Annotated in this window: 21 protein-coding genes and 1 pseudogene; 15 read left to right on the top strand and 7 right to left on the bottom strand. The window is 72.6% G+C overall.

The genetic code is table 11. From position 1 onward, the window contains the following. Positions 1-12: 12 nt before the first annotated feature. Both ACFV20_RS08455 and ACFV20_RS08450 read left to right on the top strand, forming a co-directional pair. Complete coding sequence (locus ACFV20_RS08455) at positions 13-1,041, top strand: ATP-binding cassette domain-containing protein (protein ID WP_385653917.1); 1,029 nt, start codon at positions 13-15, stop codon at positions 1,039-1,041. Then, entirely contained in the window at positions 1,038-1,820 is a 783-nt protein-coding gene (locus tag ACFV20_RS08450; RefSeq protein WP_385653914.1) for an ABC transporter permease, read from the top strand. Before ACFV20_RS08455 ends, ACFV20_RS08450 begins: the two co-directional genes overlap by 4 nt. Before the next feature lie 177 nt (positions 1,821-1,997). Here ACFV20_RS08450 and ACFV20_RS08445 read toward each other — a convergent pair whose 3' ends face one another. The 3 genes from ACFV20_RS08445 to ACFV20_RS08435 all read right to left on the bottom strand — a co-directional run bounded on the left by ACFV20_RS08445 (position 1,998) and on the right by ACFV20_RS08435 (position 3,748). After that, positions 1,998-2,264, bottom strand: coding sequence for a hypothetical protein (locus tag ACFV20_RS08445; RefSeq protein ID WP_234848210.1), 267 nt, complete (start codon positions 2,262-2,264; stop codon positions 1,998-2,000). 126 nt (positions 2,265-2,390) lie between these two features. Next, on the bottom strand, positions 2,391-3,209 hold the full coding sequence (locus ACFV20_RS08440; protein WP_385653913.1) for an anti-sigma factor domain-containing protein: 819 nt from the start codon (positions 3,207-3,209) through the stop codon (positions 2,391-2,393). Then, the gene (locus ACFV20_RS08435) at positions 3,206-3,748 is read right to left on the bottom strand and encodes a sigma-70 family RNA polymerase sigma factor (RefSeq protein WP_385653912.1); all 543 of its coding nucleotides are present in this window, start codon (positions 3,746-3,748) and stop codon (positions 3,206-3,208) included. The genes ACFV20_RS08440 and ACFV20_RS08435 overlap by 4 nt, the downstream gene beginning before the upstream one ends. Before the next feature lie 227 nt (positions 3,749-3,975). Here ACFV20_RS08435 and ACFV20_RS08430 point away from each other — a divergent pair, with 227 nt between their 5' ends. The 4 genes from ACFV20_RS08430 (at position 3,976) to ACFV20_RS08415 (ending at position 10,696) form a co-directional block, all read left to right on the top strand. Further along, positions 3,976-5,508, top strand: coding sequence for a DUF4331 domain-containing protein (locus ACFV20_RS08430; protein ID WP_385653910.1), 1,533 nt, complete (start codon positions 3,976-3,978; stop codon positions 5,506-5,508). 106 nt (positions 5,509-5,614) lie between these two features. Continuing rightward, on the top strand, positions 5,615-7,282 hold the full coding sequence (locus ACFV20_RS08425) for a tetratricopeptide repeat protein (RefSeq protein WP_385653908.1): 1,668 nt from the start codon (positions 5,615-5,617) through the stop codon (positions 7,280-7,282). Then, the gene (locus ACFV20_RS08420; RefSeq protein WP_385653906.1) at positions 7,279-8,922 is read left to right on the top strand and encodes a nickel transporter; all 1,644 of its coding nucleotides are present in this window, start codon (positions 7,279-7,281) and stop codon (positions 8,920-8,922) included. Before ACFV20_RS08425 ends, ACFV20_RS08420 begins: the two co-directional genes overlap by 4 nt. Positions 8,923-9,037: 115 nt before the next feature. Then, entirely contained in the window at positions 9,038-10,696 is a 1,659-nt protein-coding gene (locus ACFV20_RS08415; RefSeq protein WP_385653904.1) for a serine/threonine-protein kinase, read from the top strand. 4 nt (positions 10,697-10,700) lie between these two features. Here the strand turns inward: ACFV20_RS08415 and ACFV20_RS08410 are convergent, their stop codons facing one another. Beyond that, positions 10,701-11,507 carry an SGNH/GDSL hydrolase family protein gene (locus tag ACFV20_RS08410; protein WP_385653902.1) on the bottom strand — a complete coding sequence of 269 codons (807 nt, stop codon included), beginning with the start codon at positions 11,505-11,507 and terminating at the stop codon, positions 10,701-10,703. A 332-nt stretch (positions 11,508-11,839) separates the two neighbouring features. Here ACFV20_RS08410 and ACFV20_RS08405 point away from each other — a divergent pair, with 332 nt between their 5' ends. The 6 genes from ACFV20_RS08405 (at position 11,840) to ACFV20_RS08380 (ending at position 18,122) form a co-directional block, all read left to right on the top strand. Next, the gene (locus ACFV20_RS08405) at positions 11,840-13,045 is read left to right on the top strand and encodes a S8 family peptidase (protein WP_385653899.1); all 1,206 of its coding nucleotides are present in this window, start codon (positions 11,840-11,842) and stop codon (positions 13,043-13,045) included. Between the two features lie 496 nt (positions 13,046-13,541). Further along, on the top strand, positions 13,542-14,363 hold the full coding sequence (locus ACFV20_RS08400) for a glycosyltransferase family 2 protein (protein ID WP_385653896.1): 822 nt from the start codon (positions 13,542-13,544) through the stop codon (positions 14,361-14,363). Next, on the top strand, positions 14,360-15,349 hold the full coding sequence (locus ACFV20_RS08395; RefSeq protein ID WP_385653894.1) for a glycosyltransferase: 990 nt from the start codon (positions 14,360-14,362) through the stop codon (positions 15,347-15,349). Before ACFV20_RS08400 ends, ACFV20_RS08395 begins: the two co-directional genes overlap by 4 nt. After that, positions 15,342-16,142 (top strand): polysaccharide deacetylase family protein, encoded by an 801-nt coding sequence (locus tag ACFV20_RS08390; protein WP_385653890.1) that lies wholly within the window; start codon positions 15,342-15,344, stop codon positions 16,140-16,142. Before ACFV20_RS08395 ends, ACFV20_RS08390 begins: the two co-directional genes overlap by 8 nt. 75 nt (positions 16,143-16,217) lie before the next feature. Further along, positions 16,218-17,312 (top strand): DUF5925 domain-containing protein, encoded by a 1,095-nt coding sequence (locus ACFV20_RS08385; protein ID WP_385653889.1) that lies wholly within the window; start codon positions 16,218-16,220, stop codon positions 17,310-17,312. Between the two features lie 33 nt (positions 17,313-17,345). Next, entirely contained in the window at positions 17,346-18,122 is a 777-nt protein-coding gene (locus ACFV20_RS08380) for a DUF72 domain-containing protein (RefSeq protein ID WP_385653887.1), read from the top strand. 198 nt (positions 18,123-18,320) lie between these two features. Here ACFV20_RS08380 and ACFV20_RS08375 read toward each other — a convergent pair whose 3' ends face one another. Continuing rightward, the gene (locus tag ACFV20_RS08375; protein ID WP_385653885.1) at positions 18,321-18,689 is read right to left on the bottom strand and encodes a GntR family transcriptional regulator; all 369 of its coding nucleotides are present in this window, start codon (positions 18,687-18,689) and stop codon (positions 18,321-18,323) included. 71 nt (positions 18,690-18,760) lie between these two features. Here ACFV20_RS08375 and ACFV20_RS08370 point away from each other — a divergent pair, with 71 nt between their 5' ends. Next, complete coding sequence (locus ACFV20_RS08370) at positions 18,761-19,690, top strand: GNAT family N-acetyltransferase (protein ID WP_385653883.1); 930 nt, start codon at positions 18,761-18,763, stop codon at positions 19,688-19,690. After that, positions 19,671-20,204 (top strand): DUF402 domain-containing protein, encoded by a 534-nt coding sequence (locus ACFV20_RS08365; RefSeq protein ID WP_385653881.1) that lies wholly within the window; start codon positions 19,671-19,673, stop codon positions 20,202-20,204. Before ACFV20_RS08370 ends, ACFV20_RS08365 begins: the two co-directional genes overlap by 20 nt. On the opposite strand, the pseudogene ACFV20_RS08360 reads toward ACFV20_RS08365, so the two are convergent. Then, a pseudogene (locus ACFV20_RS08360) lies at positions 20,198-20,482 on the bottom strand (class I SAM-dependent methyltransferase); the annotation flags it as partial. The gene ACFV20_RS08365 and the pseudogene ACFV20_RS08360 sit on opposite strands and share 7 nt — an antisense overlap. Before the next feature lie 138 nt (positions 20,483-20,620). On the opposite strand from ACFV20_RS08360, the gene ACFV20_RS08355 reads away from it, so the two are divergent. Continuing rightward, entirely contained in the window at positions 20,621-20,755 is a 135-nt protein-coding gene (locus ACFV20_RS08355; protein ID WP_385653879.1) for a hypothetical protein, read from the top strand. Between the two features lie 30 nt (positions 20,756-20,785). Here the strand turns inward: ACFV20_RS08355 and ACFV20_RS08350 are convergent, their stop codons facing one another. Further along, positions 20,786-21,235 (bottom strand): GNAT family N-acetyltransferase, encoded by a 450-nt coding sequence (locus tag ACFV20_RS08350; RefSeq protein WP_385653876.1) that lies wholly within the window; start codon positions 21,233-21,235, stop codon positions 20,786-20,788. Positions 21,236-21,372 lie beyond the last annotated feature (137 nt).

Here is a 21,372-nt window from a genome sequence, read left to right as displayed (position 1 = left end):
TATGGTCCTGCCATGACTTCTACGTACGCTGTACTTAGTGAGGGTCTGGAGAAGCGGTTCGGGCAGGTCCACGCCCTGCGCGGGCTGGACCTCGCGGTCGCGGAGGGGACGGTCTGCGGGATCCTCGGGCCGAACGGGGCGGGGAAGACGACGGCCGTGGGGCTGCTGACCACACTGCTGCGGCCGGACGCCGGCTCCGCGCGGGTCGCGGGGCACGACCTGGTCCGCGAGGCCGCCGCGGTACGCCGGAGGATCGGCGTCACCGGGCAGGAGACGTCGATCGACGGGGACCTCACCGGGCGTCAGAACCTGCGGCTGTTCGGCCGGCTGCACCGGGTGCGCGGCCCGGCCGACCGGAGCGCGGAGTTGCTGGACCGCTTCGGTCTGACCGAGGCCGCCGACCGCCCCGCGTCCACCTGGTCCGGCGGGATGCGCCGCCGCCTGGACCTCGCCGCGAGCCTGATCCGCCGCCCGGACGTGCTGTTCCTGGACGAGCCGACGACCGGACTCGACCCGGTCAGCCGCGCCCTGATCTGGGACGTGGTGCGCGGCCTGACCGACGAGGGCACCACCGTGCTGCTGACCACGCAGTACCTGGAGGAGGCCGACCGGCTGGCCGACGACATCGCCCTGGTGGACCGCGGACGGGTCACCCAGACCGGGTCGCCGGCGCAGCTCAAAGCGCTGGTCGGAGCGCACGCCGAGGTCGTCGTGGCGGACGCCGGCGTCCTCGCGGAGGCGGCGGCCGTGCTCGACCGGCTGACCGGAGCGCAGCCGACGCTGGACCGCGAGCGCAACGCCGTCGGCGCCGTCAGCAAGGACCCGACGCTCACGATCCCGCTGCTGGTGCGCGCCCTGGACACGGCGGGCGTGCCGCTGCTCGATGTGAGCCTGCGCCCGCCGACCCTCGACGACGTGTTCCTGCGCCTGACGGAGCCCGCGCCCGGGAAGACCGGGACACCCACGACACCCACGAAGACCACGACGACCACGAAGACCACGACGACCGCGACGACCGACGAGAGGGAGTGTGCCGCATGAGCATGCTGGCGTACGACGGGACCGCGATGCTGGGCCGCCAGCTGCTGCGGCTGCGGAACAACCCGGGCCTGCTGATCCTGACCCAGACCATGCCGATCAGCATGCTGTTGTTCTTCGGCTACGTCTTCGGCAGCGCACTGGCGGTGCCGGGCGAGGCGTACCGGTCGTTCCTCGTGCCGGGCCTGCTGGTGGCGACCGCTTCGGGCGGGATCATGGCCGGGATGTTCCAGGCGGCCCAGGACACGCACCGGGGGGTGACCGACCGTTTCCGCACGCTGCCGGTGAGCCGGGCGGCCGTACCGCTGGGACAGGCCGTGGCGGACCTGGTGGCCACGGCCCTCGGGACGGTGCCGTTCGTCCTGGTGGGCCTGGCGGTGGGCTGGCGGGTCGAGGGAAGTCCGCTCGCGGCCGTGGGGGCGTTCGCGCTGCTGCTGCTGTTCCGCTTCGCGTGCACGTGGGCCGGGATCTACCTGGGCCTGCTCACCCGGAACGAGGAGGCGGCCGGCCAGCTGGGCGGGGCGACGTTCCTGCTGCCGCTGCTGTCCAGCGCGTACATTCCCACGAACGGGCTGCCGGGCCGGCTGCGGACGGTCGCGGAGTGGAATCCGATCAGCGCGGTGGCGACGGCCCTGAGGGACCTCTTGGGCAACGCGCCGGTGCCCGGCGGGGCGGCCTGGCCGGTGGCCCATCCCGTCGCGGGATCGCTCCTGTGGTGTGCCGTGCTGCTCGGGGTGTTCGTGCCGCTGGCCGTGCGCCGGTACGCGTACGGGGAGCGCTGAACACGCGACCGCGGTCTCGGGCACGGCCCCCGGTCACTGCCGGGCGGGGAGAGGCACCGACGGGGGGCGTACCGCGCTCGGGAACACACCTGGCGCCGCTGCGTGCCGCGGGGATGACGGACGACGGGTGTCGCAGCGCCGGCGCCGGGGGCGGTGTGACCGCCCGAGCGCGGGCCCCTACCTGCTGCCGAAGAGCGAGCGGCGCAGCCGGCGCAGCGGCGCGAAGAGCGAGACGCGACGGACGCGTGCACCCCTGCCACTGCGGTCGTGCGACTGACGCGCGGTCAGTTCCCGCATGAGCGAGGTCGCCTCGACCGTCTCCCGCTGGGGGACGGCGGGGCCGCCCAGCACCGAGAGGTGGCGGTCGAGGCGCGAACTGGTCGCGCTGCTCCCGCAGGTGATCGCAGGGACCCTGGCCCTGCTGCGCACTGTTATCTGTTCCATGTCACTCCCCACCCGTACGAGTCCACCCGGCCCGGGCAGGCTAACCCTATCGCCCCGTCCCGGCACTCGTGTATCGCGGTCACAGGATTCACCTTCCCCATAAGGGGGTTGACGATGTATCTCCGATCACTCTCCGAATCCAACAGATTTCAGGGCGAGTTGGACGAACGGCTGGGTGGTGGGCTGCGGCGATCCCCCGGCGGGCTCGACGGTCACGGCCAGTGACGTCGCGGACGTTCCCAAACCCGTCGCGACCAGGGGCGTGTCGCCCTGGAAGAGGCCCAGGGAGCGTGGTTGCGCGCCCGGGCGCATGAGCCACAACTGGTGCACGCGGCCGCCCGTCGGGGCGCCGTATCCGCCGAGGGTGACCACCGCGCTCCCCTCCGTGGCGGAAGCGATCACTCCGATCGTGCGTCCCCGTCCGTCCCGGCCGGTGCTGGCACGGGCGTCCGGAGCGGCCAGAACGTGGGCGATCTCACGTGACCGATCTTGCTCGGCGGTCAGCCGGTCCTGGGTCCGGTTCGCCTGCACGGCGAACAACGAGGCGACGACGAGAGCCGCGGCGGCGGTGGCCGTCGCGAAGGGCACGAACAGCGGGATGCGACGGCGTTGCCGCTGCCGCGGCGGCGGCTGGGCGCCCCACACGTGCGGGGGCAGCTGTGCGGCCCGTGCCCTCGCCGGCTCACGCACCACCCCCTGCGGCGGCGGGTCCTGGGGAGTCGTCCGTACGGCGAACATGACCCGCTCGCGCATCGCGGCCGGGGGCGGGGCGGTCGTGGACCAGGCGAGCCGCACGGCGTCCTCGGACAGCGCGCGCACCTCCGCGGCGCAGCGGTCGCAGTCCGCGAGGTGCCTCTCGAAGCGGAGCCGCTCCGGGGGTTCCAGGGCGTCGAGCGCGTAGGGCGCGGCGAGCGAGTGCAGGTCCTCGCGGCGGAAGAGGCTCATGCCACACCTCCGAGGCACTCGCGCATACGGGTCAGCCCGTCCCGCATCCGGGTCTTGACGGTGCCCAGCGGCAGGGACAGCTGCTCGGCGACCTCACGGTACGTGTAGCCCTCGTAGTAGGCGAGCGTGACCGACTGGCGTTGCAGGACGGTGAGCCGGTCGAGGCAGCGGCGCACCCATTCCCTTTCGAGTCCCGCCTCGACCTCCTCGGTGACCTGGTCGAAGGCGGGCTGGTTCGCGCGCAGTGCCTCGCGCTGCTCGCGTTCACCGGCCGCGCGGGCGCTGCGCACCCGGTCGACGGCCCGGCGGTGGGCGAGGGTGAGGATCCACGACATCGCGCTGCCCCGGCCCGGGTCGAACTTCGTGGCCGAGCGCCACAGTTCGAGCAGCACCTCCTGAGCCACCTCCTCCGACTGGGCGGGGTCGCGCACCACACGCCGTACGAGTCCGAACACCGGACCGGACACGAGTCCGTACAACTCCTCGAAGGCCTTCTGGTCCCCCCCTGCCACGAGCAGCAGCAGCTCGTCCGCCTCCACTCGGTCCCCCTTCCCGAGGCCGCACCGGGCCTGTCCCCTCACACGAGGCATTCGCAACGCACACACCTCCGGATGGGGTTACGGATCAGCGTGCCGAAAACGCGGGTCGCCCGGCGATGAAACAACTTTCCCGATGCGCCGTAAGAACGTTTGAGATTCGACCAATCCGCTTCGCCGACCGCTCCGAATGGCGTGTGTCAGGCAAGTTGGCACGGAGGACGGACGGCATGACACCTATCTCCAGGACCGGTGCGGGACGCGCGAGCATCGCGACCGTGATCTGTGGCGCACTGGCCGCCGGCGGGCTCGCAGCCGCCGGTGTGACCGCGCTGGCACCCGAGGAGGCCTCCGCCTCCAGCCACCGCGAGGCTCCGCTGATCTCGGGGACACCGCAGTACGACAACACCGACGTGTACGCGTTCGTCAGCCCGGACAAGCCGGACACGACGACCATCGTCGCGAACTGGATCCCCTTCGAGGAACCGGCCGGCGGGCCCAACTTCTTCACGTTCGCCGAGGACGCCCAGTACGACCTGCGCATCGACAGCAACGGCGACGCGCAGGAGGACCTGCTCTTCCGGTACACGTTCAAGACGCACACGAAGAACGACAAGACGTTCCTGTACAACACGGGCCCGGTCGAGAGCCTCGACGACCCCGACCTCAACATCACGCAGACCTACGACCTCGAACTGATCAAGCTGAAGCACCTGAAGGCCGTGTCGAAGACCAAGGTCGCCGACGACGTGCCGGTCGCGCCGTCGAACGTCGGCAAGGCGTCGATGCCGGACTACAACACCCTGCGCCAGCAGGCCGTGCACAAACTCGCCGGGGGGGCGCAGACGTTCGCCGGTCAGGCCGACGACCCGTTCTTCCTGGACCTGCGCGTCTTCGACCTGCTGTACGGCGGAAACCTCTCCGAGGTCGGCAACGACACCCTCAAGGGCTACAACGTCAACTCCATAGCCCTGCAGGTCCCCAACAGCCTCATCACCGAGTCGCACGAGCAGCCGGTGGTCGGCATCTGGTCGACGACCCAGCGCAAGAACGCCAAGGGCTACTTCACCCAGGTCTCCCGCCTCGGCAACCCGCTGGTCAACGAGGTCGTCAACCCCATCAAGGACAAGGACACGTTCAACGCGTCCACCCCGCGCGACGACGGTCAGTTCCTGAAGAACGTCACCAACCCGGAGCTGCCGAAGCTCATCGAGGCGATCTACAAGATCCCGGCACCGGCCGAGCCCCGCAACGACCTGGTCGACGTCTTCCTCAAGGGAGTGAAGGACCTCAACCAGCCGCCGCACGTGACGCCATCGGAGCAGCTGCGGCTCAACACGTCCATCAAGCCGGCCGCCAAGCCCAAGCGCCTCGGTGTCCTCGACGGTGACAACGCGGGCTTCCCGAACGGCCGTCGCCTCACCGACGACGTGATCGACGCGTCGCTGCAGGTCGTCGAGGGCGAGCTGCTCGGTGCGAAGAACGACCTCGGTGACGCGGTCGACAAGAACGACAAGAAGTTCGAGAAGTACTTCCCGTACGTGGCTCTGCCGACGGAGGGTTCGCGCGGCCCGCTCGCCAAGGGCGTGGACGGCGGCAACGACGTCCGCAGCCAGCTGGGCGACGCGCTCCAGCCGGCCGGTGCGCAGAGTTCGGACGACATGGGTCTGATGGCCGCCTCCGCGGGGGCCGGCGCGGGCGGCATCGTCCTCATCGGCGCGGCCCTGATGTGGTGGCGCCGCATGCGGAACCGGGCGTACTGACCCGCTCCGCTGCCACCGACTGGCGCGGCCCGTTCCCATCCCCCACGGCGCGGGCCGCGCCGCCGACTTCCGCACCCGCACCCGCACATCCGACCGAGGAGTGGTCATGCCCCCGCGTACGACCGACAGCACACCGGGACACCCCGACGACCACCGGTCGCCGTCGACGTCCCCCGTGCACCCGGAGCCCGAGGGGCGGCCCGATGTCCCTGCCACCGGGGCGGGGGCCGACTCCGGCCCGGCAGACGCCGGCACGGCCGGCACCAGCGCCGGCTCCGGCTCCGGCTCCGGCTCCGGCTCCGGCGGCGACAACGACAGCGACAGCGACAGCGACAGCGACAGCACGTCCGGGGCCCGCCCCGAGGGGAGCGGCTCCGGCTCCGTACCGGATGCCGGCCGGCGGGTCGTCGCCGTGCGGCGGGCCGCCGCCGGGGGCCGGCGGTGGCGGGCCCTGCATGTCGCCGGATGCGCGATGCTGCTGGCGGTCGCGGTGACCGGCGGGGCCATCGCCGTCGGGGGTGCGCAGGACCGGGGTGCGGGGGTCGACGCCGTGTCGGCGGCCGGGGCGCTGTCGCCCGGCGAACTCGCGCGGGGCGACCTCGACGCGGGCATCGCGTCCCTGCAGCAGCACCTGCGTGCCCAGCCGCGGGACTTCGGCAGCTGGGCCACCCTCGGGCTCGCCCATGTCGAGCAGGCCCGCACCAAGGGCGATCCGTCCCGCTACCCCCAGGCCGAGCGCGCCCTGAACCGGTCCCTGCGATTGGAGCCGGGCAACGACCAGGCCCTGGCGGGCCGCGCCGCCCTCGCCGCCGCCCGGCACGACTTCCCCGGCGCCCTGTCCTACGCGGACCGGGCCCTGAAGCGGAACCCCTACAGCGAACGCGCCCTGTGCACCCGCGTCGACGCCCTCGTCGAACTCGGCCGGTACGACGACGCCGCGAAGGCCGCCGACACCGCCGACGACCGGCGCCCGGGCGTCCCCGTCTTCACCCGGTACGCGTACGTGCACGAGCTGCGCGGCGACGTCCGTACGGCGCGTGCCGTACTGGAGCGCGCCCTGGCCTCGGCGAACGCGCCCGGTGACGTCGCATACGTCGCCACGGCCCTCGGCCAGCTCGCCTGGAACCAGGGCCAGTACAAGACGGCCCTCGGCCACTACGCCCGCGCCCTGGCCGCCGACGACGCCTATCTGCCCGCCCTGGAGGGCCGCGCCCGTGCCCAGGCCGCGAGCGGCGACCGGGCGGCGGCGGTGAAGGGGCTGGAGCAGGTCGTCGCCCGCTTCCCGCTGCCCGGGCCGCTCGTCGCGCTCGGCGAGCTGTACGAGGACCGCGGTGCCGACGGCGACCGTGCGAAGGCCGGCGACCAGTACGCCCTCGTCGACGCCTGGACGGCGCTGGCCCGCGCCGGCGGCGCCAACACCGACCTCGAGACGGCCATGGCCGCCGCCGACCACGGCGACAAGAAGGAGGCCCTGCGTGCCGCCCGCGCCGAGTGGGACCGCCGCCACAGCGTGCACACCGCCGACGCCCTCGCCTGGGCCCTGCACGTCAACGGCCGTGACGAGGAAGCCCTGCCCTACGCCCGCCGGGCGACCGCCACCGGCTACCGCAACGCCGTCTTCCTCTATCACCGCGGTGTCATCGAACGCGCCACCGGCGCCGGCCGAGAGGCCCGTACGCACCTGAAGGCCGCGCTGGACCTGAACCCCGGCTTCTCGCCCCTCGGCGCGCGTGAGGCCCGTACCGCACTCGAGGATCTGGAGGGGAACCGGTGATCCTGCGCCGGCTGTTCGCGTCCGGCGCCGCCGTCCTCACGGCCGCCTGCGCGCTCACCCTGCTGCCCGCCGCCACGGCGAGCGCCCACCCGCTGGGCAACTTCACCGTCAACCGCTACGACGGCCTCGTCGCCGCCCCCGGTGAACTGCGGGTCCATCACGTCGAGGACCTCGCGGAGATCCCGGCGACCCAGGCGGGGCCGGACATCGAGCGGCTCGGCATCGCCATGTGGGCGCGCGAGCGGTGCGCCACGGCCGCCGAGGACAGCCGCGCGACCGTCGACGGCCGCCGGGTCGCCCTCACCACCGAGCGCAGCCGCGCGCGCGTGCGGCCCGGGCAGGCGGGGCTCGACACCCTCCGGCTGGAGTGCGAACTGACCGCCGCGCTCCCTTCGGGCGGCGGGACCATGGCCCTCGGTTTCCACGGCGCGGGCGCCTCCAGCGGCCCGGGCTGGCGGGAGATCACGGCGCGGGGCGACCGGATGACGCTCGCCGCGTCGGACGTGCCGGAGAAGTCGATCTCGGACGAACTGACCAGCTATCCGGAGGAGTTGCTGTCGTCCCCGGCCGACACCGCGTCGGCCGCCCTGCGGGTGCGCCCCGGTGGTGCCGCCCTGGCCGAGGAGCAGCCGGACACGCCGGCGGCCTCCGTGCTCCCGCGCGGTGCGGACCGCTGGACCCGTGCCCTGGACGACCTCGTGGCCCGGCAGGACCTCACGGCCGGCTTCGCCGCGCTGGCCCTGCTCATCGCCGTCGTCCTGGGCGCGATGCACGCGCTCGCCCCGGGCCACGGCAAGACCATCATGGCCGCGACGGCGGCGGCCCGGGGCGGCCAGGCACGGATGAAGGACGTCCTGCCCATGGCCGCCTCGGTGACCGTCACGCACACGCTCGGCGTGGTCGCCCTGGGCCTGCTGGTCACGGCCGGTTCGGCGGCGGCCCCTTCGGTGATCGCCTGGCTCGGCGTCGCCAGCGGCGTGCTGGTGACCCTGGCGGGTGCGAGCCTGGTCCGCCGCGCCCTGCGCAACCGCGCGCACACCCACCACCCGCACGGCACACACCACCATGGCGGCCACACCCACGACGGCGACCACCACCACGGTCACCCGCACGGCCACGAGCACGACCACACGCACCACCACCACGAGCACCCGCACGGCCACGACCATGACCACAGCCACGAGCACGACCACGACCACGACCACGACCACCCGCACGATCACGCCCACCCGCACTCCCACCCCCACACGGTGGAGCACACCCACGGCGGCTTCACCCACTCCCACCCCGTCGCCCCCACCCTCCGCGGCACGATCCTCATGGGATTCGCGGGCGGCCTCGTGCCCAGCCCGTCCGCCGTCGTGGTGCTGGTCGGCGCCGCCGCGCTCGGGCAGGCCTGGTTCGGTCTGCTGCTCGTCGTCGCCTACGGCGTCGGGCTGGCGCTGACCCTCACCGCCGCCGGGTACGCCGTCGTCAAGGCGGGCAGCGGCATGACCCGGTTGCTGGAGCGGCGCCCCCGCTGGACGGCGGGCCCGGTCGCCGCCCTGGTACGCCGCACCGCACCGCTCGGCTCGGCCTTCGCCGTGCTGGTTCTCGGGGCCGGACTCGTGTTCAAGGGGGCGGCATCCGCGCTCGGCTGAGTTACGTTCGTGAGGCATCGGACGTCAGGAGAAAAAGCGGACGTCGTGAGGAAATCCGACCGCGTGGGGAAAACACTCCCCATGGAGATTTCGCCCGGCTGCGAATGGGGGCGCCGTGTTCGAAGAACCGGGCCATGAGCGTGTGATCGCGGGCCGCTACCGGCTCCTGGCGCCGCTCGGCGAGGGCGGTATGGGCACCGTGTGGCGCGCCCGCGACGAGGTGCTGCACCGCGAGGTCGCCGTCAAGGAGGTGCGCGCCCCGTCCGGGCTGGCCGGCGACGACGTGCAGCGGATGTACGCGCGGCTGGAGCGCGAGGCGTGGGCGGCGGCCCGGGTCGCCAACCGCAACGTGGTGACGGTGTACGACGTGGCGACGGACGACGGCCGGCCGTGGATCGTCATGGAGCTGGTCCGCGGCCTGTCGCTGGCCGAGATCCTGGACGCCGAGGGCCCGATGGCACCGGAGCGTGCCGCGCACATCGGCGCGGAGGTGCTGGCCGCGCTGCGGGCCGCGCACGAGGCCGGGGTGCTGCACCGCGACGTGAAGCCGGCCAACGTGCTGATCTCGAACGACGGCCGGATCGTGCTGACCGACTTCGGCATCGCCATGGTCGAGGGCAGCTCCGCGCTGACCATGACCGGCGAGGTCATCGGCTCGCCCGAATTCCTCGCACCGGAGCGGGCGCTGGGCCGCACACCGGGCCCGGAGTCGGACCTGTGGTCGCTCGGTGTGCTGCTCTACGCCGCCGTCGAGGGCCACTCCCCCTTCCGTCACGACACCCCCCTGAGCACACTGCGGGCGATCGTCGACGAGGAGCTGCCGCCGCCGTACCGGGCCGGGCCGCTCGCCCCGGTGATCGAGGGGCTGCTGCGCAAGGACCCCGAGCAGCGGCTGCCGCCCGAGCGGGCCGAGGAGGATCTGCGGGTGGTCGCGGCGGGCGGGTCGCCGCGCGCGGACACCACGCGCGCGGTGCCGTTCCCGCCGACGGTGGTGGGCCACCCCGAGCCCGCTCCCACGCCTCCCCCGGCGTTCCCGGGCCGGTCGGCGGCCGGTTCGGGTGTGACCACGACGGCCACGGGGCAGGACGGGGGCCGGGACCGCCGGGCCGGCCGCGTGCTGGTCGTGGGCGTGGTCGCGCTGGCGCTCGCGGTGGGCGGGCTGACGTACGCGCTGCTGCACGACGGGGACGGCTCCGGCGGCCGGGACCAGGGCGCCGGGAACGGTACGCCCACCGCGACCAAGAGCCCGCCCCGCAACACCGGGACGGAGAAGTCCAGCCCGTCCCCGACTCCGAGCGAGTCGAAGGAGAGCAGTGCGCCGCCGCAGTCGGTGAAGGTGTCCCTCCAGGGCCGGCGCACCGACTACTCGGGCACGTGCCCGCCACCCGCCGCTCGGGCACCCGAGTTCACGGCGACGCTCACGGTGGGGCGGCTGCCGGCCGAGGTCAGCTACCGCTGGGTGACGCAGGACGGCCAGGTGCTCGACGGGGGGTGGAAGACCCTGTCGTTCCCGGAGGGCGGCGGCCGCTCGAAGCAGGACTCGGTGCGGGTGTCGACGCAGGCGCAGACCGGAACGTTCGAGAACGAGATCGGCGTGGAGGTGCGGGAGCCGGTGCGTACGACGTCCGAGTCGGTGCCCTTCTCGGTGACGTGCGAGACGGAGACCCCGACGGGCGGGGCCTCCCCTTCTCCCTCCGGCACGGATCCGGACGCGAACCCGGGCTCGGGCTCGGGTTCCGGCTCCGGCTCCGGCTCCGGCTCGGACGACGGCTGAGCGGTCAGTCGTTGCTGTTCAGGACGGGCAGGTAGCCACCCGACTGACCGGGAGCCTTCGGGTGGTACGACTCGCCGATGTTGAGCCAGCTGACGCTGTGCAGCCACGAGTCACCGGAGCAGATCTCGTGACCGGTGAAGGTGGTGCGGACGTCGCCGAAGGCGAAGCCGTGGTTCGCGGCCCGCTTGGCGATGGCGGTGTTGAGGTGGTCGGAGGCGTCGTTGATGGCCTTGCGCTTGGTCTCGGACAGACCGAGGCAGGTGGTGCCGAGCTTGTAGAAGCGGGGGTAGCCGAGGACGACGACCTTGGCGGCGGGGGCCTTGGAACGGATCGCCGAGTACACGCCGTCGAGGTTGCCGGGCAGCGTGGAGTCGACGTACGCGCGGGCGGTGTTGATGCGGGAGACGCAGGCGCTGTCGGACTGGGTCACACAGGTCGTCATGACGTCGGCGAAACCGGCGTCGTTGCCGCCGATGCTGATCGAGACGAGGGCGGTGGAGGCGCTGAGCGGAGTGAGCTGACTCGCCAGAACATCACCCGTTCGGGCGCCCGAGCAGGCGGTGAAGTCGAAGGTCGAGGGGGCGTGGGCGGCTGCCCAGAGGTAGGGGTAGGCCTTGGTGCTGCGCTTGCAGTCGCCGCTGGAACTGATGTAGCTGCCGGCTCCGACTCCGGAGGAATAGGAGTCACCGAGGGCCACATAGCCGCCAGTTGCGGCGAGTGAGGACGCCTGCGCCGTCGCCGCCCCGGTGAGGGCGGTGCCGACGGCGAGGAGGAGCGAGCTCACGAGCACGACAAGTCGGGAACGTCTCATGGAACCTCCCTTTAGCAGGATCTCTGCCATAACCGTGGTAGCAGCTACGCGTGTTGACAGGAAGTGTCCATGCCAAGTCTGTTGCGTTCCCTCCCCGGATTCCCGGCGCGTTCCCCACACCTCTCGTCACGCCCGACCCCTCTTGTTGCGTGCTCATGACAGGTTTGTTGACTGATCCTCAACTCCCTTGTTCCGCACCGGTGGTTGGCAGACGCTTTACTCCGGCCGGGAGCGGAACGCGACGCTCCCCGGCTCGTGTGCGCGAGCACGCGCACACCCCCCACACGACGCGCGCCCCACCCGGGCGCGCGCTGGAGGAGGACTCCCCCGTCATGGCACAACAGCGCAGCAAGAGACTCGGATCCGCCGCACTCACCACACTGGCGACGGCCGCCCTCGTGGGCGGGCTCACCACGCTTCCCGCCCAGGCCGCACCCGCCGAGGGCCGGGTGCTCGCCGCGGGCTCTCCGACGGCGATCAAGGACAGCTACCTGGTCACGCTCAAGAAGAGCGCGGGCCTCAAGGCGTCCTCGGCCGCGGGCAAGGGCCTGGTGAAGGAGTACGGCGGCTCGGTCGACACCACGTTCGGCAAGGCGCTGAACGGCTACTCCGCCACCCTCTCCGCCGCCGAGGCCCGGCGGCTCGCCGCCGACCCGGCGGTGGCCTCCGTCGAGCAGAACCAGCGCGTCACGCTCGCCGCCACCCAGACCGACGCCCCCTGGGGCCTGGACCGCATCGACCAGGCCTCACTGCCCCTGACCGGCACCTACTCCTATCCGGACAGCGCGGGCAGCGGTGTGACGGTCTATGTGATCGACACCGGTGTGCGCATCACCCACCAGCAGATCAGCGGCCGCGCCTCGCACGGCTACGACGCCGTCGACGGCGACAACGACGCCTCGGACGGCAACGGCCACGGCACCCATGTGGCCACCACGATCGCCGGCACGACCTACGGCGTCGCCAAGAAGGCGAAGATCGTGGGCGTGCGCGTGCTGAACAACAGCGGCTCCGGCACCACCGCCGGTGTGATCGCGGGCATCGACTGGGTCACGAAGAACCACTCCGGCCCCTCGGTCGCCAACCTGTCGCTCGGCGGCGGCGCCTCCGCGACCCTGGACACGGCCGTCCGCAACTCCATAGCCGGCGGTGTCACCTACGCCGTCGCCGCGGGCAACAGCAGCACCACCGCCTCCTCGTCGTCCCCCGCCCGGGTCGCCGAGGCCATCACGGTCGGCGCCACCACCGGCACCGACGCCAAGGCGAGCTACTCCAACTACGGCTCCGTCCTGGACATCTTCGCGCCCGGCTCGTCGATCACGGCCGGCTGGCACACCAGCGACACCGCCACCAACACCATCTCCGGCACCTCGATGGCGACCCCGCACGTCGCGGGCGCGGCGGCGGTCTACCTGGCCGGCCACGCCTCCTCCACCCCGGCCCAGGTCGCCACGGCCCTGGTGAACGGCGCCGTCACCGGCAAGGTCACCAGCGCGGGGTCCGGCTCGCCGAACCGCCTGTTGCAGATCGTGCGGTGACCGGCGTCCGCACCGGCACCTGAACACGCGTTCCCCGGAGGCCCAGATCACCTCCGGGGAACGCATGTTTATGGGACGGGAACGTGCAACTTACGTCACACAACGTGTCTCTCGCATCGACCAAACCAACAAAAACGTGAGAGGCCGTTCCAGGTCTTGCCATACGGGTTCAATCGTCAATACCGTCATACATCTCACCCGCATCGGTCCGTCAGTACGCGGCTCTAGGGGAGGGCTCAAGGACCGCGACGAACCGGCGCGGGGCGCGGTAGGGGGGTGCCGTGCTCGGTGACCGCAACTGTCTCCGGGCCGTGCCGCGCGGTCGGCTGCCGTCGTGCGCGGCCGGCCAGCTTTGCCAGCTCACCCGGCGTGCCGGAGCGTCATCCCGGCATGCCTCGCCGTCTCGGCGTGCCTCGGGTGAGAACCCCCCTTTCGAACCGGACTGGATCCGGACTGCCCTGGGGGGGCGGTCCACCGGACGAGAGGGACCAGACTCATGAGCTCAGTTCTGCAGTCGGCCGCGACGCAGCAGCGTCCGCCGACCGCCTCCAAGTACCGGCCCGTCTCCTCTCACCTGGCCATCGCGCCGCCGGTGAGCGTGGTGATCCCGGCCATGAACGAGGCGGAGAACCTGCCGTACGTCTTCAAGACCCTGCCCGACTGGATACACGAAGTGGTCCTGGTCGACGGCAACTCCACCGACAACACCGTCGACGTGGCCCGCGAGCTGTGGCCCGAGGTGAAGGTCGTCGAACAGCGCGGCAAGGGCAAGGGCGACGCCCTGATCACCGGCTTCCAGGCCTGCACCGGCGACATCATCGTGATGGTCGACGCCGACGGCTCGGCGGACGGCGGGGAGATCCTCAGTTACGTCTCCGCCCTGGTCTCCGGCGCCGACTTCGCCAAGGGCTCCCGCTTCGCCAACGGCGGCGGCACCGACGACATGACCTTCATCCGCAAGATGGGCAACTGGGCCCTGTGCACGGCCGTCAACCGCAAGTTCGGCGCCCGCTACACCGACCTGTGCTACGGCTACAACGCGTTCTGGCGGCACTGCCTCGACAAGATCGACCTCGACTGCACCGGTTTCGAGGTCGAGACCCTGATGAACATCCGGGTGGTCAAGGCCGGGCTCAAGGTGCAGGAGATCCCGAGCCACGAGTACCTGCGCATCCACGGCGTCAGCAACCTGCGGGCCGTGCGGGACGGCTTGCGCGTGCTGAAGGTGATCCTCCAGGAGCGCTCCAACCGCCGTGCGCTGCGGCGCCGTTCGCCCCGGTCGTCGACGCCGGCCGCGATGCGGGGAGAGGTGTCTTGAGCGGTCCCGGCATCTCCGTCGTGATCTGCGCGTACACCGAGGACCGCTGGGAGGACATCCTCGCGGCGGTCTCCTCGGTCCGCGCGCAGTCACGGCCGGCCCTGGAGACGCTGGTGGTCGTCGACCACAACCAGGCCCTCCTGGACCGTCTCGGCAAGGAGTACAAGGAAGTCGAGGAGGTGCGGGTGCTCGCCAACGCGGGCCCCCGCGGCCTGTCCGCCGGCCGCAACACCGGCATCGCCGCGGCCCGGGGCGAGGTCGTGGCCTTCCTCGACGACGACGCCGTGGCCGAGCGCGACTGGCTGCGGCACTTCGCCGAGGCGTACACCGACCCGCGGGTGATGGCCGTCGGCGGGCGCACGGAGCCGGTCTGGGCGTCGGGGCGGCGGCCCGACTGGTTCCCCGAGGAGTTCGACTGGGTGGTGGGCTGCACCTACCGGGGCCTGCCCCGCGGCCGGGTGCGGGTGCGCAACGTGCTCGGCGGCAACGCCTCGTTCCGCCGCAGCGCCTTCGACGCGGCGGGCGGCTTCGCCACCGGCATCGGCCGGGACGGCGACAAACGCCCGCTGGGCTGCGAGGAGACGGAGCTGTGCATCCGTCTGTCCCGGGCCCGGCCCGACGCGGTGTTGCTGATCGACGACCGGGCGGTGATCCACCACCGGGTGCCCGAGGTCCGCGAGCACTTCCGCTACTTCCGCACCCGCGCCTTCGCCGAGGGCCTCTCCAAGGCTCTGGTGGCCCGGAGTGTCGGGGCCGGCAAGGGCCTGGAGTCGGAGCGCCGGTACGCCACGCGGGTCCTGCCCGCCGGTGTGGCCCGGGGCCTGCGCGACGCGCTGCTGGCCCGGCCGGGCGGTGCGGGGCGGGCCGGCGCGATCGTGGCCGGGGTGCTGACGGCGGCGGGCGGTTACGTCGTCGGCAGCGTCCGGGCACGCCGGGGCGGGACCACGTTCCAGGTGCCCGGGGTGGAGGGGGCGGCCCGTGGATGACGTCCGCGTACCGATCCTCATGTACCACGCGGTCGCGACCGACCCGAACGAGGCGACGCGCGCGCTGTCGGTGACCCCGGAGGCGTTCGCCGAGCAGATGGCGGTGCTCGCCGACCGCGGGTTCAGGCCGCTCACCACGGGCGGGCTGGCGGCGTGCTGGCGCTCCGGCCGGGCCCTGCCCGAGCGGCCGGTGCTCATCACCTTCGACGACGGCTACGAGGGCGTGCACCGCCACGCCCTCCCCGCGCTCGCCAAGCACGGTTTCCCGGCCACCCTGTTCGTCTCGACCGGGTGGCTCAGGGGGCCGTACGACACCGGGGGCGGCCTGGACACCATGCTGGACTGGGACCAGGTCCGCGACCTCGCGGCGGCCGGCGTCGAGATCGGCGGGCACAGCCACAGCCATCCGCAGCTCGACCAGGTCTCCGACGCCACGCTGCGGTTCGAGCTGATCCACTGCAAGGAGATCGTCTCGGACCAACTGGGCTCCGTCCCGGCCTCGTTCGCCTACCCCTACGGCTACTCCAGCCGCCGGGTCCGGCAGGCCGTGCGCGAGACGGGGTACGCCCAGGCCCTCGCCGTCGGCAACGGTCTCGCGCGGCGCGCCCAGGGACCGTACGCGCTGCGGCGGGTGACGGTGCGCCGGGGCACCGGCGTCGAGGAGTTCGAGCGGGTGGTCGAGGGCCGCGCGATCACCCGTACGTTCGCCGGGGACCGGGCCCTGACCAAGGGGTACGCCGTGGTCCGCAGGGCCCGGCAGGCACGCCGGCTGGTCTCCCGCTCTGGGGGCTGACCTGCACGGGGACGACATGCCGCGGGCACGCGGAAACCGGGTGCACGCGGCGTCGTCGTGCCGGATCATGGCGGCATGTCTGGAAACCCGCACGAGGCGCTGCCGATCCGGCTCAACGTCGACGACTCCGACTCCCCGTCCGACGTCGTCGACGCGCTGTTCCTCGGCCGCTTCGCGACGGGCGAGCAGCCGTACTCCCACGCCGTGAACATCGACCGGGTGCGGTCCGGGGCGACGCTGATGCCGCCCGGCGCCCGGGTGCTGCGCGTCGCCCGGGACGACGACCGCAGCGCGACCCTCGCCGAGGGCGACGGCTGGACGCTGCTGGTCTCCCGCTGGAACCGGGGCGCCGACGTCACCGTGACGGCGACCGGCGAGGAACTCGCGAAGAAGGTCCTCGACCAGGCCACGGACGGCGCCGCGGACGAACCCGAACCGCAGCCGGAGAACGTCCCGATGGGCTTCTGGTACGTCTCCCCGCGGCGTGGCCCGCACCGCACCACCCGCCAGATCGCCGCGGGCACCTGGGACGAGGTCCGGCCCAACTACACCGCTCCGGTGGCGGACGCCATGGACCGCCTGATGAAGACGACCCCCGAGGACATCGCGGGCCGGCTCCTGCTGCTGCACGGCCCGCCGGGCACCGGCAAGACCTCGGCGCTGCGCACCCTGGCCCGGTCCTGGCGCGACTGGTGCCAGGTCGACTGCGTCCTGGATCCCGAGCGGCTCTTCTCCGACGTCGGTTACCTCATGGACATCGCCATCGGTGAGGAGGACGCCACGGGCAAGGGCCGCTGGCGGCTGCTGCTCCTGGAGGACTGCGACGAACTGATCCGCGGCGAGGCCAAGCACACGGCCGGCCAGGCACTGTCCAGGCTGCTGAACCTGACGGACGGCCTGCTCGGCCAGGGCCGCAACGTGCTCGTCGGCGTCACGACCAACGAGGACCTGGAGCGTCTGCACCCGGCCGTGGTCCGCCCCGGCCGCTGCCTCGCCCGCATCGAGGTCGGGCCGCTGACCCGGACGGAGGCGGTGAACTGGCTCGGCCGGGAGGACGGCGTCGGCCGCGAGGGCGCGACCCTGGCGGAGCTGTACGCGCTGCGCCGGGGCACGTCCCCGACGGCCCTGCCCGAGCCGCGCGGGGGTGTCGACGCGGGCCTGTATCTGTAGGAGCCCCGCCCTCCGCGGTGTTTTGATGGACGTATGACCCTGTTCGTCGGCACGTCCGGATGGCAGTACAAGGACTGGCGGGACGTCCTGTACCCGTCCGGGCTGCCGATGCGGCTCTGGCTGGAGGAGTACACGGGGCACTTCGCCACCGTCGAGATCAACAACGCCTTCTACCGGCTGCCGGCCCGGGAGACGTTCGAGGACTGGCGGCGGCGGGTGCCCGGCGACTTCGTCGTCGCGGTCAAGGCGAGCCGCTATCTGACCCACATCAAGCGGCTGAAGGACCCCGAGGAGCCGGTGCACCGGCTGATGAGCCACGCGGCGGGCCTCGGCGACCGGCTCGGCCCGGTGCTGCTCCAGCTCCCGCCCACCCTGCGCGCCGACCCGGGCCTGCTGGACGCGTGCCTGGCCTGCTTCCCTGCCTCGACCCGTATCGCGGTCGAGCCGCGCCACGACTCGTGGTGGACGCCGCAGGTCCGGCGCGTCCTGGAGGCCCGGCGCGCCGCCCTGTGCTGGGCCGACGTGCTGGCCCGCCCGGCGACCCCGCTGTGGCGCACCACCGACTGGGGCTATGTCCGCTTCCACCAGGGCCGCGCCAAGCCCTGGCCCCGCTACGGGCGCCGCTCGCTGGCCACCTGGCTCGACCGCATCGCCACCACCTGGACCGACGGCGAGGACGTCTACGCGTACTTCAACAACGACCCGGGCGGCGCGGCGGTGGAGGACGCGATGGCGTTCGCACGGGCGGGGAGGTCTGCGGGACTGGACGTCACCCGGACCCCGGAACGCCTGACACAGCCGTCCGGTTGAGGGGCGCCACCGGCCGCCCGGTCGAGGAGTGCCACTGGCCGTCCGGCTGCGGGGTGCCGGCGTCCGTCCCGGTTGCGGGTGCCGCCGGCCGTCCGGTTGTGGGGACCGCCAGCCGCAGGCAGGGGTGCCACCGGCCGTCCGGGCGAGGGATGCCGTCGGCCGCAGCGAGGGGGTGCCGCCGGCCGCACCCCCGTCCCGCTACCGGCCGTACGCCGCTCGCAGGGCGTCCCGGACCGCGGCGAGGGCGTCGTCCTCGCCCAGTCCCAGTCTCCTGGCGCGCTCCGCGTAGGCCTGGGCGGCAGAGGCCAGTTCACGGTCCGCCGCCGCGCCCGCGGCGGCGACGAACGTGCCGTTGCGCCCCCGCGTCTCGATCACCCCGTCCGCCTCCAGCGCCCGGTACGCCTTGGCGACGGTGTTCGCGGCGAGGCCCAGCGACTCGGCCAGCCCCCGTACGGTCGGCAGCCGGTAGCCCACCGGCAGCGCACCCGACCGCGCCTGCTCGGAGATCCGCGCCCGCACCTGCTCGTAGGGCGGAGCACTGTCGTCGATGTCGATCTTCAAGGTCACAGGCCCGATTGTCGCGCACCCGCCGGAAAATGAGAGGCACCCGGAAGGGGCCACGCGTAGCGTGCGCCTCCATGACCGTGATCGTGCGCGACCTGCGTCCCGACGTCCGAGCCGATGCCGAGGGGTTCTCCGAGACCCGCCGCCTCGCCCTGCCCTACCTGTTGTCCACCCCCGAGTCGGTGGTGCACACCCTGACGCACGTCCACCCGGACGCCCACTTCGGGCAGCTCGTCGCCGAGGAGGACGGCGAGATCATCGGCACCGCCCAGGTCAGCGTCGCCCACGACAGCCCGGAGCCCGGCCAGGGCTCGGCCAACATCTATGTGCGCCCCGACCGCAGGAACCGCGGCGCCGGTTCGCTGCTGCTGCGTACGGCGCAGGAGCGCCTGGGACGCCTGGGCGTCACGAAGCTGTTCACCTGGGTCCTGGACGAACCGGACCACCGCGCCTTCGCCGAGCGGCACGGCTTCCGGGCCAGCCGCTCCGCCTTCTTCCTGCGCCTGGACCTGGCGGGCGGCACGCTTCCGCCCCGGCAGGAGCCGCCGGCCGGCGTCGAGCTGCGCACGGCCGCCGACTTCGCGGACGATCCGCGCCCGGTGTTCGAACTGGACGCGGCGACCTCGTCGGACGAACCGGGCGACATCGAGGTGGAGTTCACCGACTACGAGGCCTGGCTCGAGGAGCACTGGAAGCACCCGCTGCTGAACCGCGACCTGACGACGGTCGCGGTCGTCGACGGCCGGCCCGCCGCGTTCAGCGTGGCGTACACCGACGGCGCGTCACGCTATGCCACGGCCATGACCGGCACCGCCCGGGAGTTCCGCGGCCGGGGCCTGGCGAAGCTCGCCAAGAACGACTCGCTGCACCGCGCCCGGGCGGCAGGGTGCACGGAGGCGTTCACCGGCAACGACACCGGGAACGAGCCGATGATCGCCATCAACAAGTGGTTCGGTTACGAGATCTGTGCGAAGGAAGTGCGCTATGTCCGCGAACTCGGCTGACGGGGCCCCGCAGCTGGACGTCGTGCTCGTCAAGGCGGGCCGTACGAAGATCCGTTACCGGGGCGAACTGCTGTCGGACGACGGCACGCGGGTCGCGGTCCGCGCTCCGTGGGCCGGCTCCGGCGTGCGGGACTTCGGCTTCGTCCGTTTCGAGTCCGGGGACGTCTTCACGGAGTACTACTGGCGCGACCTCCCCCACTGCCTTAAGGGCGTGGGCGGTACCCCCAGGTACGCGATCAAGGAGGTGCGCTCCGCGACGGGCGCGCTGAAGGGCTGGTACTGCGACGTCACCCGCCCCGCCCGGCGCTCCGGAGCGGAGCTGGTCGTGGAGGATCTCGACCTCGACCTGTGGCGCTCGGCGGACGGCACGGACGTACGGCGTCTGGACGAGGACGAGTTCACCGAGAGCGGCCTGGCCGAGTCGGACCCGGACGCGGCCCGGGCCGCGCTGGCCGCACTGGACGAACTGGAGTCACTCGCCCGGGACGGCGGCTTCACCGCACTCCTGGCCTGAGCGAGGAGGAACACGGCGTCGCGGCCGGCGAGCTTCTCGCGGGCCAGGGACACCATGGCCGGGGACGCGTCCACGCCCGTCACGCGGTGGCCCTGCTCGGACGCGAGGAGTGACAGGCTGCCCGTGCCGCAGCCGCGGTCCAGCACGTCACCCGGGCGCCCCGGCAGCCAGTCCCGCAGCCGTCCGGCCCAGGCCAGACGCACCTCGGGGTCGCGCAGGCCGTGGTCCGGCTCCTCGTCGAAGGAGGCGGCCTCGGCGTCCCGGTCCACGTCGGTCATGGCCTCAGGGTGACACCCACCACTGACACTCGGATCGTGACTGCCGCCACTGACAGACCAGGAGCGATGAGTAACCCTCCCCCGAAAGGTCTACCTCCGTGAGAACGCGGAACCCGGTAGGCCCTGAAGGAGGCAGCCATGCGCCGTGTGACCGTGCAGAAGCCCCTGAAGAAGCCGGTCGTCCGCCGGGTCCTGGAGGAGGCCGACGAGCGCCGTGCCGGGCGCCCGGAGGTCCGCAAGGACATCGCACGCACCTGGTGGCCGGACGCCTGAGCGGCCGGTGCCGGTCATGGGACGCGACGCTCACAGCAGCCGTTTGCGGTAGTGGACGCGGTCGTAGGGCGCGTCCACGCGGCGCTCCACACGTACGTAGCCGTACTTCGGATAGATCCGCTGGTTCTCCCACATCAGCGCGTTCGTGAAGAGCCTGATCTCGTGCAGGCCGAGGGCACGCGCGTGCGCGTCGACGAACCGGAGCAGGCGCCGCCCCACTCCCCGGCCGTGCGCGGCGGGGTGCACGGCGATGGTGTCGAGGTAGAGGTGGTCGTCGAACGCCTCGACCACGACGAGCCCGGTCACCGGGTCGCCCGTCACGAACACCTTGCCCGCGGCCACGTTCGCCGCGTGGTCCTCCCGCATGGGCTTGGGCACCTGCCCGATGCGCTCGATGTAGGGCCGGAAGGCGGCGTCGACCACCTCCGCGACGGCCTGTACGTCGGCGGCCCCGGCCGGCCGGATCTCCTCGTCTGCCATGCCGTGACGGTACCTACCTGATGCCAGTCCGAACACTCCCTTAAGCGGGCCATAAGGATCTCCTCCACCCGCTCCCAGCAGGCGATTTCACGGTTCTTCGGAGTTAGTTTCGAACAACCCCACGGGATCCGGCCCCC

The organism is Streptomyces sp. NPDC059696 (assembly GCF_042733745.1).
Taxonomy (GTDB): Bacteria; Actinomycetota; Actinomycetes; order Streptomycetales; family Streptomycetaceae; genus Streptomyces.
The sequence above is the reverse complement of the archived record's forward strand: the minus strand, read 5'-3'. Positions and strand labels throughout refer to the sequence as shown.

What these genes read in the sequence shown, in the direction of transcription:
- ACFV20_RS08455 (WP_385653917.1), top strand. Translation starts at nt 13, where the DNA reads ATGACTTCTACGTACGCTGTACTTAGTGAGGGTCTGGAGAAGCGGTTC.
- ACFV20_RS08450 (WP_385653914.1), top strand. Translation starts at nt 1,038, where the DNA reads ATGAGCATGCTGGCGTACGACGGGACCGCGATGCTGGGCCGCCAGCTG.
- ACFV20_RS08445 (WP_234848210.1), bottom strand. Translation starts at nt 2,264, where the DNA reads ATGGAACAGATAACAGTGCGCAGCAGGGCCAGGGTCCCTGCGATCACC.
- ACFV20_RS08440 (WP_385653913.1), bottom strand. Translation starts at nt 3,209, where the DNA reads ATGAGCCTCTTCCGCCGCGAGGACCTGCACTCGCTCGCCGCGCCCTAC.
- ACFV20_RS08430 (WP_385653910.1), top strand. Translation starts at nt 3,976, where the DNA reads ATGACACCTATCTCCAGGACCGGTGCGGGACGCGCGAGCATCGCGACC.
- ACFV20_RS08425 (WP_385653908.1), top strand. Translation starts at nt 5,615, where the DNA reads ATGCCCCCGCGTACGACCGACAGCACACCGGGACACCCCGACGACCAC.
- ACFV20_RS08410 (WP_385653902.1), bottom strand. Translation starts at nt 11,507, where the DNA reads ATGAGACGTTCCCGACTTGTCGTGCTCGTGAGCTCGCTCCTCCTCGCC.
- ACFV20_RS08405 (WP_385653899.1), top strand. Translation starts at nt 11,840, where the DNA reads ATGGCACAACAGCGCAGCAAGAGACTCGGATCCGCCGCACTCACCACA.
- ACFV20_RS08400 (WP_385653896.1), top strand. Translation starts at nt 13,542, where the DNA reads ATGAGCTCAGTTCTGCAGTCGGCCGCGACGCAGCAGCGTCCGCCGACC.
- ACFV20_RS08385 (WP_385653889.1), top strand. Translation starts at nt 16,218, where the DNA reads ATGTCTGGAAACCCGCACGAGGCGCTGCCGATCCGGCTCAACGTCGAC.
- ACFV20_RS08380 (WP_385653887.1), top strand. Translation starts at nt 17,346, where the DNA reads ATGACCCTGTTCGTCGGCACGTCCGGATGGCAGTACAAGGACTGGCGG.
- ACFV20_RS08370 (WP_385653883.1), top strand. Translation starts at nt 18,761, where the DNA reads ATGACCGTGATCGTGCGCGACCTGCGTCCCGACGTCCGAGCCGATGCC.
- ACFV20_RS08365 (WP_385653881.1), top strand. Translation starts at nt 19,671, where the DNA reads ATGTCCGCGAACTCGGCTGACGGGGCCCCGCAGCTGGACGTCGTGCTC.
- ACFV20_RS08355 (WP_385653879.1), top strand. Translation starts at nt 20,621, where the DNA reads ATGCGCCGTGTGACCGTGCAGAAGCCCCTGAAGAAGCCGGTCGTCCGC.
- ACFV20_RS08350 (WP_385653876.1), bottom strand. Translation starts at nt 21,235, where the DNA reads ATGGCAGACGAGGAGATCCGGCCGGCCGGGGCCGCCGACGTACAGGCC.